A 4,356-nucleotide genomic window follows, 5' to 3' on the forward strand; every position below is an offset into this window, starting at 1 on the left:
TCGCCTGGTGCGGCTGCTGAACATGGTCCCCTACTTCCAGGCCAACCCGCGGGTCACCCGCGCCAAGGCTGCAGCAGACCTCGGCGTGACCGTCAAGCAACTCGACGAGGACATCGAGCAGCTGTGGCTGTGCGGGCTTCCCGGCTACGGGCCCGGTGACCTGATCGACTTCGAATTCTCCGGCGACACCATCGATGTCACGTTTTCCGCGGGCATCGACCGGCCCCTGCAGCTCACCTCGCCAGAGGCGACCGGCCTACTGGTGGCACTGCGAGCACTGGCCGACATCCCAGGGCTGGTGGATCCGGAGGCCGCGCGCAGCGCGATCGCCAAAATCGAATCGGCCGCCGGCAGCGCCGCGCACGGCACGCACGCGGCCGCTGTCGAGGAACCGGCACCCGCCGAAAGCGAAGCCGCGGCCGCAGTGCGCGCCGCAGTGCGCGACAACCGCGCACTGGCCCTCGACTATTACTCCGCCTCACATGACACGCTGTCCAGCCGGGTGGTCGACCCGATCCGGGTGCTGCTGATCGGCGACCACAGCTATCTGGAGGCGTGGTCACGGGAAGCCGACGGGGTGCGGCTGTTCCGGTTCGACCGCATCGTCGAGGCTAGGGTGCTCGACGAACCGGCCGCACCTCCGGAACCGGCGGTGCAATCGCCACCCGATACGTCACTGTTCGACGCCGACCCATCCTTGCCGTCGGCCACGCTGCGGGTGGCGCCGTCGGCGTCGTGGATGTTCGAGTATTACCCGATGCGCCTGCTGCGCGAGCTGCCCGACGGTCACTTCGAGGCAGCGATGACCTACGCCTTCGAAGACTGGATGACGCGACTCGTGCTCGGCTTCGGCTCCGCGGTGCAGGTCGTGGCGCCGGAGTCGTTAGCTAAGCGGGTACGCGAGGCCGCCGCCGCGGCGCTGGAGGCCTACCAGGCCGCGGCGCGGTAGCATCGGGTGAACGTCTGGAGGTAACCAAAGTGGGCAGTCTTAGTCCGTGGCACTGGCTGATCCTGGCCGTCGTGGTCGTGGTGCTGTTCGGTGCCAAGCGGCTCCCCGACGCGGCGCGTTCGCTAGGCAAGTCGTTGCGAATCTTCAAGTCCGAGGTCCGTGAACTGCAGAACGAGAACAAGTCGGAATCTCCGGCCGGTCCCACATCGGTGCAGTCGGAACGGGTCGAGCCGCCGGCGGCCGACGGACGGTCGGGCTAGCCTGCCGTCGACCCCTGCGTGCGGACGCACCGCACGCGCTGTCTGACTGACCGTGCGCACCACCCGAATCTTGCGGCGCCTCGATCCGCGCCTGCGCCGCAGCCGCACCAACCCCGACGGCACGATGTCGCTGGTGGATCACCTCACCGAGCTGCGCACCCGGTTGCTGATATCGCTGGCCACGATCGCATGCACCACAGCACTCGGATTCGTCTGGTATTCGCATTCGTTGTTCGGGCTGGAAAGCCTCGGTGAGTGGCTGCGGCATCCGTACTGCGCGCTACCGCAGTCGGCCCGCGCCGAAATCGCCCCTAACGGCCAATGCCGGTTGCTGGCCACGGCGCCGTTCGACCAGTTCATGCTGCGGCTGAAAGTCGGGCTGACGGCGGGCTTGGTGCTGGCCTGCCCGATGTGGCTGTATCAGCTGTGGGCGTTCATTACCCCCGGGCTCTACAAGAAGGAGCGCCGCTTTGCGATCGCTTTCGTGATTCCGGCGGCGCTGCTGTTCATGACTGGAGCGGTGCTGGCCTATCTGGTGTTGTCCAAGGCGTTGCGGTTCCTGTTGACCGTGGGCAGCGACGTGCAGGTGACCGCGCTGTCCGGCGATCGCTATTTCGGGTTCCTGATCAACCTGCTGCTGGTGTTCGGGATCAGCTTCGAGTTCCCGCTGCTGATCGTCATGCTCAACCTGGCCGGTGTGCTGAGCTACGCCCGGCTAAAAGCCTGGCGACGTGGACTGATCTTCGCGCTGTTCGTGTTCGCGGCGGTATTCACGCCCGGCTCTGATCCGTTTTCGATGATCGCGCTCGGCGTGGCCTTAACCCTGCTGCTCGAGCTGGCCATCCAGATCGCCCGGCTGCACGACAAGCGCAAAGCCAAGCGGCAAGCCATGATTCCCGACGACGAAGCATCGCCGATCGAGCCGCCGTCACCTGTTCCGGAACCGTCACACATCGCCGGAGCCCATGACGACATCACGTAGCCCCCGAAGCCGTGAGCGGGCGTGTCTGTGCGCCGACACGCCGGCGGCCACGTACAACTGCGCCCGCTCGCGCCATTCGGCGGCGCCGTGACCACCCCACCTGAGCTGGCCCGGTTCGCCGCCGAACTGCCCTTTGCGTTGGACGATTTTCAGCAGCGGGCGTGTGCGGCGCTCGAGCGTGGCCACGGCGTGCTGGTATGCGCGCCGACCGGGGCGGGCAAGACGGTGGTGGGCGAATTTGCCGTGCACTTGGCGCTCGCCGCGGGCGGCAAATGCTTCTACACCACGCCGCTGAAGGCGCTGAGCAACCAGAAACACACCGACCTGACCGCACGCTACGGCCGGGATGCGATCGGGCTGCTCACCGGCGACCTGTCGGTGAACGCCAACGCGCCGGTGGTGGTGATGACCACCGAAGTGCTGCGCAACATGCTCTACGCGGATTCTCCTGTGCTACAAGGGCTTTCCTACGTCGTGATGGACGAGGTGCATTTTCTCGCCGACCGGATGCGCGGCCCGGTGTGGGAAGAGGTCATCTTGCACCTGCCCGACGAGGTGCGGGTGGTCAGCCTGTCAGCGACGGTCAGCAACGCCGAGGAGTTCGGCGGCTGGATCCAGACCGTGCGCGGCGACACCACGGTGGTGGTCGACGAACACCGGCCGGTGCCGCTGTGGCAGCACATGTTGGTGGGCAAGCGCCTTTTCGACCTGTTCGACTACCACGCTGACGGCGGCAAGCCGCGGGTATCGCCAAACCTGGTGCGCCACATCGCCAATCGCCGCGAGGCGGATCGGCTCACCGACTGGCAGCCGCGGCGGCGCGCGTCCGGACGATCCGGTCCGCGACAGGGTTTCTACCGGCCACCCGGCCGCCCGGACGTCATCGCGACGTTGGACCGCGAAGGGCTGCTGCCGGCGATCACGTTCGTGTTCTCCCGGGCCGGCTGCGACGCAGCCGTCGCCCAATGCCTGCGCTCGCCACTGCGTTTGACCACCGAGGAGGATCGGGCGCGGATCGCCGAGGTCATCGACCACCGCTGCGGCGACCTCGCCGACGAAGACCTCGCCGTGCTGGGCTACTACGAGTGGCGCGAAGGGCTGATGCGCGGGCTGGCCGCCCACCACGCCGGAATGCTGCCGGCGTTCCGGCACACCGTCGAAGAGCTGTTCACCGCGGGACTGGTCAAGGCGGTGTTCGCTACCGAGACGTTGGCGCTGGGCATCAACATGCCGGCCCGCACGGTAGTGCTGGAACGGCTGGTGAAGTTCAACGGCGAGCAGCACCTGCCGCTGACACCGGGGGAATACACCCAGCTGACCGGCCGGGCGGGTCGGCGCGGCATCGACGTCGAGGGCCATGCCGTGGTGGTCTGGCACCCAGATGTGGAGCCAGCCGAAGTCGCCGGCCTGGCGTCCACCCGCACGTTCCCGCTGCGCAGCTCCTTTGCCCCGTCGTACAACATGACGATCAACTTGGTGAACCGGATGGGCCCCGAGCAGGCACACCAGCTGCTGGAGCAGTCATTTGCCCAATACCAGGCCGACCGTTCGGTGGTGAGCCTGGTCCGCGGTATCGAGCGCGGCCAGCGGCTGCTCGACGAGATCGCCGCCGAGTTAGGCGGCCACGCTGCGCCGATCCTCGACTACGCCCGGCTGCGGGAACGGATCTCGCAGCGGGAGCGCGCCCAGGCGCGGGCGTCGCGCGCGCAGCGCCGGCAGGCGGCCAACGACGCACTGGCCTCGCTGCGCCGCGGCGACATCATCACGATCACCCACGGCCGCCGCGGCGGTTTGGCCGTCGTCCTGGAATCCGACCGCGACAGCAGCGATCCCCGGCCGCTGGTGCTGACCGAAAACCGTTGGGCGGGCCGGATTTCCTCGGCCGACTACTCCGGCACGTCGACGCCGGTCGGGTCAATGACCTTGCCCAAGCGGGTAGAACACCGTCAGCCCCGAGTGCGCCGGGACCTGGCGTCTGCGCTGCGATCGGCCGCCGCTGGCCTGCCGAGCCCGCCCAGCCGCGGCAAGCGCAGCCCCCGCCGTGACAGCGACGACACCGACCGCGACCTGGTGTCGCTGCGTGAGCAGCTGCGTCGTCATCCCGCCCACCATGCGCCCGGTAGGGAAGCCCAGCTGCGAATCGCCGAGCGCTACCTGCGCATCGA

Annotated in this window: 4 protein-coding genes; all 4 read left to right on the forward strand. The window is 68.0% G+C overall.

What is annotated here, in order from left to right; all coding sequences use genetic code 11:
• The coding region (locus VFA16_RS10135) for a YafY family protein (protein ID WP_324967685.1) at nucleotides 1-949 on the forward strand (949 nt) is incomplete at its 5' end.
• 29 nt (nucleotides 950-978) lie between these two features.
• A complete protein-coding gene (tatA, locus tag VFA16_RS10140) occupies nucleotides 979-1,209 on the forward strand; it encodes a Sec-independent protein translocase subunit TatA (protein WP_324967686.1) in 231 nt (76 codons plus the stop codon).
• A 124-nt stretch (nucleotides 1,210-1,333) separates the two neighbouring features.
• Nucleotides 1,334-2,191: a twin-arginine translocase subunit TatC gene (gene tatC / locus VFA16_RS10145; protein WP_414687685.1), complete on the forward strand. Its 858-nt coding sequence runs from the start codon at nucleotides 1,334-1,336 to the stop codon at nucleotides 2,189-2,191.
• A gap of 87 nt (nucleotides 2,192-2,278) precedes the next feature.
• Nucleotides 2,279-4,356, forward strand: a 2,078-nt coding sequence (locus VFA16_RS10150) for an RNA helicase (protein ID WP_324967688.1), incomplete at its 3' end; no start/stop codon positions are given.

Source organism: Mycobacterium sp. (assembly GCF_035653355.1).
Lineage (GTDB): Bacteria > Actinomycetota > Actinomycetes > Mycobacteriales > Mycobacteriaceae > Mycobacterium.

Bases quoted from the DNA above. Each gene is read 5' to 3' on its own strand.
- tatC (WP_414687685.1), top strand. From the start codon at position 1,334: ATGTCGCTGGTGGATCACCTCACCGAGCTGCGCACCCGGTTGCTGATA.